This window comes from Acinetobacter sp. ACNIH3, from assembly GCF_002918965.1.
GTDB lineage: Bacteria > Pseudomonadota > Gammaproteobacteria > Pseudomonadales > Moraxellaceae > Acinetobacter > Acinetobacter schindleri.
Map to the genome: position 1 here is coordinate 1 of NZ_PQLP01000090.1, position 4,045 is coordinate 4,045.

Annotated in this window: 3 protein-coding genes and 2 pseudogenes; all 5 read left to right on the forward strand. The window is 40.2% G+C overall.

Annotation, left to right across the window (positions count from 1 at the left end):
• Nucleotides 1-37 precede the first annotated feature (37 nt).
• Nucleotides 38-238, forward strand: a pseudogene (locus tag C3420_RS17950) (hypothetical protein); the annotation flags it as partial.
• 370 nt (nucleotides 239-608) lie between these two features.
• Nucleotides 609-1,064, forward strand: a complete 456-nt coding sequence (locus C3420_RS17955; RefSeq protein ID WP_087933502.1) for an MbeB family mobilization protein — start codon at nucleotides 609-611, stop codon at nucleotides 1,062-1,064.
• Between the two features lie 566 nt (nucleotides 1,065-1,630).
• Nucleotides 1,631-2,581 carry a replication initiation protein gene (locus C3420_RS16440; protein ID WP_087933504.1) on the forward strand — a complete coding sequence of 317 codons (951 nt, stop codon included), beginning with the start codon at nucleotides 1,631-1,633 and terminating at the stop codon, nucleotides 2,579-2,581.
• A gap of 932 nt (nucleotides 2,582-3,513) precedes the next feature.
• Entirely contained in the window at nucleotides 3,514-3,858 is a 345-nt protein-coding gene (locus tag C3420_RS16450) for a plasmid mobilization protein (protein WP_087933506.1), read from the forward strand.
• A pseudogene (locus tag C3420_RS16455) lies at nucleotides 3,839-4,045 on the forward strand (hypothetical protein); the annotation flags it as partial. The gene C3420_RS16450 and the pseudogene C3420_RS16455, both read left to right, overlap by 20 nt.

The following is a 4,045-nucleotide window of genomic DNA, read 5'->3' on the forward strand; positions in this document are numbered from 1 at the left end:
GGAAGATGCTCGCTTAGATCGTGGCGACCCTGATCAAATGGTGCAGTTAATTGATAGCACTAACTTTGCTCAAAAATATACATCGGGCGTTTTATCGTTTGCAGAGCGTGATCTTGATGAACATAAAAAACAACAGATCATGGATAGCTTTGAGCGCGCATTACTTCCTGGACTCGATAAAGATCAATATTCAATTCTTTGGGTGCAGCACCAGGACAAAGATCGTCTAGAACTTAACTTTGTTGTTGCCAATGTGGAATTACATAGCGGAAAACGCCTACAGCCCTACTATGACAAGGCAGATCGTCCACGTTTAAACGCTTGGAAAGACCTAGTAAATGATCATTACCAGCTAAAAGACCCTAACGACCCTTTGAATAAGCGTGAGTTATGTACTCCAAATAACTTGCCGAGAGCCAAAAAGGAAGCAGCAGAAGCCATTACAAACGGACTTTTGAGCGTTGCAGAACGTGGAGAGCTAAAAGACCGCAATGATGTGATCAAAACGCTTGAAAATGCAGGGTTTGAAATAGCTCGAACCAACAAAAAAAGTATCAGTATCAAGAACCCCGAAGGGGGGCAAAATATCCGCCTGAAAGGTGCTATTTATGAGCAAGATTTTAGATTTGGCAAAGAACTTCGAGCAGACATCGAACGAGCAAGCCAAGAATACCGAGCAAACCGTAACATTAGAGTTCAAGAAGCACGAACAACGCTTGATCGACTTACTGAACGAAAACGAGAAGGCAATCAGCTCCGCTATCCAAGACCAGAGCAAACGACTACACCTGATTACGTTAAAAACTTGGAGTACCGTAGCTATCGGCATAATTACAGCACTTCTCCTGTCTTGGGGGATTTTGGCTTACACAAGCAGCAAGATCAGCAAAAATTTGGACGTGATAGCGCAGCAGAAAGCTACGATTCAACGTATGGAAGAAGCAGGGGGCAAATTGAACATTCAAAACTGCCTAGACAGCAAGAACCGCAAGCGCATGTGCATTCAGATGAACACCAAAGCAGGAAGCTGGAACGGTGGCTATCTAGTGCCGATGGGGTATTAATTGATGACAGAACTCGAAAAGCACTTACTCGAAGCATTAGAAGCAGCGCAGGAACATCAGGAATTGAGGGAAGCAGAATTACGCAGGATGTTCGAAGTTACACGTCAGGAAAATCAAGCTCTCAAGGAAGCCTTCAAGAACTTACTCGACAATATAACCGCAGCAGACAAGAAACAGTCGGAAAGCTGGAACAGCTTAGTGAAGCATGTAAGGGACTTGAATATTCAGTTGAAGGACTTCGAGCAACAAAACTCAATTTTGAACAAACAGTTAAGCTCAATTCAAGAGCAGTTGCTCAAGTTGAAAAAGTAAGCGAACCGAAACAAAGTTACAGCCGAGGCATGGACTTTGGTATGTGACGAATATTGGCATAAGTCAATGTTATGAAAAGATTTTTTGAAATGTCATTTAAATAGTGCTACATTTCAATAGGCGAAAAAAAAGCAGGTCGGCAAACCTACTTTTTTTCCTTTGTTAAACAAATGCTTAAAGCATAAGTCCAACGCAAATTCGATACTTGTATTGTACTGATGTTTTAAGGCATTGCAACACTTTGGACGTTGCTAGTGACCAATAACCATCAATTTACAGCAGATTTTTACGCAAAATTACCGCATAAGCCTTATTGTTCTGACGATTTAGGGTATGGGGTAATTATCAGATCAAAAAAAACGGCAATCCAAATGCCGTATATCCAACATAATCCACCTTGTTTGGTTACTTCTCTTGTGTTTGATGTAGATCGAGCAGATGCTTTTTTTGCTTGGGCAGACGCAAACCTACCAGAACCAACTTGGATATCTAGAAACCCCGAAAATTATCATGCTCATATCGGGTATATGCTTGCGTCACCTGTCTGCACTACGCATAACGCAAGACAAAAAGTCATTGAATACCTAGCTAAGATTCAACAAGCCTACACGCTTGCTCTAGGGGCAGATCAGGGCTACGTAGGGCTAATTACTAAAAATCCATGCCATGATGCATGGGAAACGCATATTTCTAATAAAAAGCCATATGAACTGGGCTATTTAGCCGATTTTGTCGAGTTAAAAGAGCTAAAAACTGATTTAAAAGAGGTAACAGGGTTCGGGCGTAACTGTGCGATGTTCGATACAGTGCGGAAATGGGCATATAAAGCGATTAGAGAGTATAGAGGAAGCACATTTGATACTTGGTCAGCGAAAGTCTTAGAACACTGTATAAGCGTAAATAGTGCGTTTTTAAACCCATTACCATATTCAGAAGTGAGAGCTACAGCGAAATCTATTGCTCGATATTGCTGGAAAAAAGACGCTTATTGCTATCAAGAATTTATAGACAGACAAAGCCGAAAAGGTCGTTTAGGTGGGTTAAAGAGTAATTCCTCAAATGGAGGAATTACACGAGCGAAAAAATATGAAGAACAAAAAAGAATTGCCTTAGAACTAAAGAAAAAAGGGCTAAATAATACGGAAATTTCTTTAGCTGTTAATGTATCTAGAAGAACAGTTATTAATTGGTTTAAAGGGGATTAAATTGGAATTTCAGCTATATATTTATATAACTTTAGCTCTACTGTGGTGGCAATTAGTTAGAAGCCGAGCAAACATTAAGAGAGATATAACAGCATCTGAAGAATTAGGCTTTTGGTTTTTTGAGAATCCTAAAATATCGAAAATGGGATTGTTTAGTATCAAATTCCTATGGTTAGCAATCTTCCTCTTTCCAGTCTATTTCGCTTTTGAACATTCAATATTAAAGGCTCTGGCTGTTTTATTAGTAGGAAATATAGGGGCTATATTTATTGGAGAGTTTCTCTTAAAGATGGGGTTTCCTGTAAAGCATATACTACGATTGGGAGCTGTATTATGTCCCGTTCTAACTATCATCCTTATTTATACTATGGTGTGAAAGTGCAAGCCTAAATCAGATAACAGCCCTTTTACGGTTTTAAATTCGTGCCGGTGTTATTTCTATAGCTTCTCTTTGATAAACGCTCCTATAAAAGGGGCTTTTTTTTTTTCTTAATTAAATTTTTAAAAAATTATTATTGTAGGAGTTAGCAACGGTTGTGGGAAAAGACTTTGCCTGTGCATCAAACCTGTGTGCAACTCAACGTATAACTCGATTAAGAGTTATGCGGAGTTGTGCATAGTGTTTGTGCATAGATCAGCAAAGTCGTTCGCTTGCGATTGTCCATCAACCTTGCAATGACTAATTCAATTTGCTTCATGACAGCAGATACAAGGATGCCATTTAAATAAATGAAGTTGCGGTAATACTAATTTAATGCTACTTTTCCGATTATAAGCCAGCACACACAAAGGGGACTTTCTTCGCTTCGCTCGAAGATTCCCTTTTGTGATACTGGATCAGGGGCTTCACCCCCGACACCCCCGAAAACCGCCCAAAGAAAAAATCATAGATTTTCCCTTTGTACGGTTACAGCCGAGGACTGGATTTAGTTATGACTAAGCAAGATGCAGTGAAAAGACAGAAAGAAATCAAAATCCGTCTAACGGATGAAGAACATCAAAAACTTTTAAAGTTATGTACTAAAGCCAGCCTTGCTACTTGGATGCGTGAAACCTGCTTAGGAGAAAAGCAACCAAAACGGAATCAGATCCGCGAGGTAGATCCGCAGTTGCTTCGCCAGTTGGCCAGTATTGGAAATAACCTGAATCAAATTGCTCGAATCTTGAATCAACAAAGCAAGATGAACTCGCCGCTAGACAGAGTTGCAGTGATTACTGCACTGGCTGGAGTACAACGAGAGTTAGAGAGGTTGCATGATGATCATAAAAATACATAGTCGTGGCGTGGGTGCTGGTCGTGGACCAGTAGATTATTTGCTGGGAGAAGATCGAAATCGGGAAGATGCTCGCTTAGATCGTGGCGACCCTGATCAAATGGTGCAGTTAATTGATAGCACTAACTTTGCTCAAAAATATACATCGGGCGTTTTATCGTTTGCAGAGCGTGATCTTGATGAACATAAA

Excerpts from the sequence above, each read along its gene's own strand:
- C3420_RS17955 (WP_087933502.1), top strand. The coding sequence starts at position 609 with ATGAGCAAGATTTTAGATTTGGCAAAGAACTTCGAGCAGACATCGAAC.
- C3420_RS16450 (WP_087933506.1), top strand. The coding sequence starts at position 3,514 with ATGACTAAGCAAGATGCAGTGAAAAGACAGAAAGAAATCAAAATCCGT.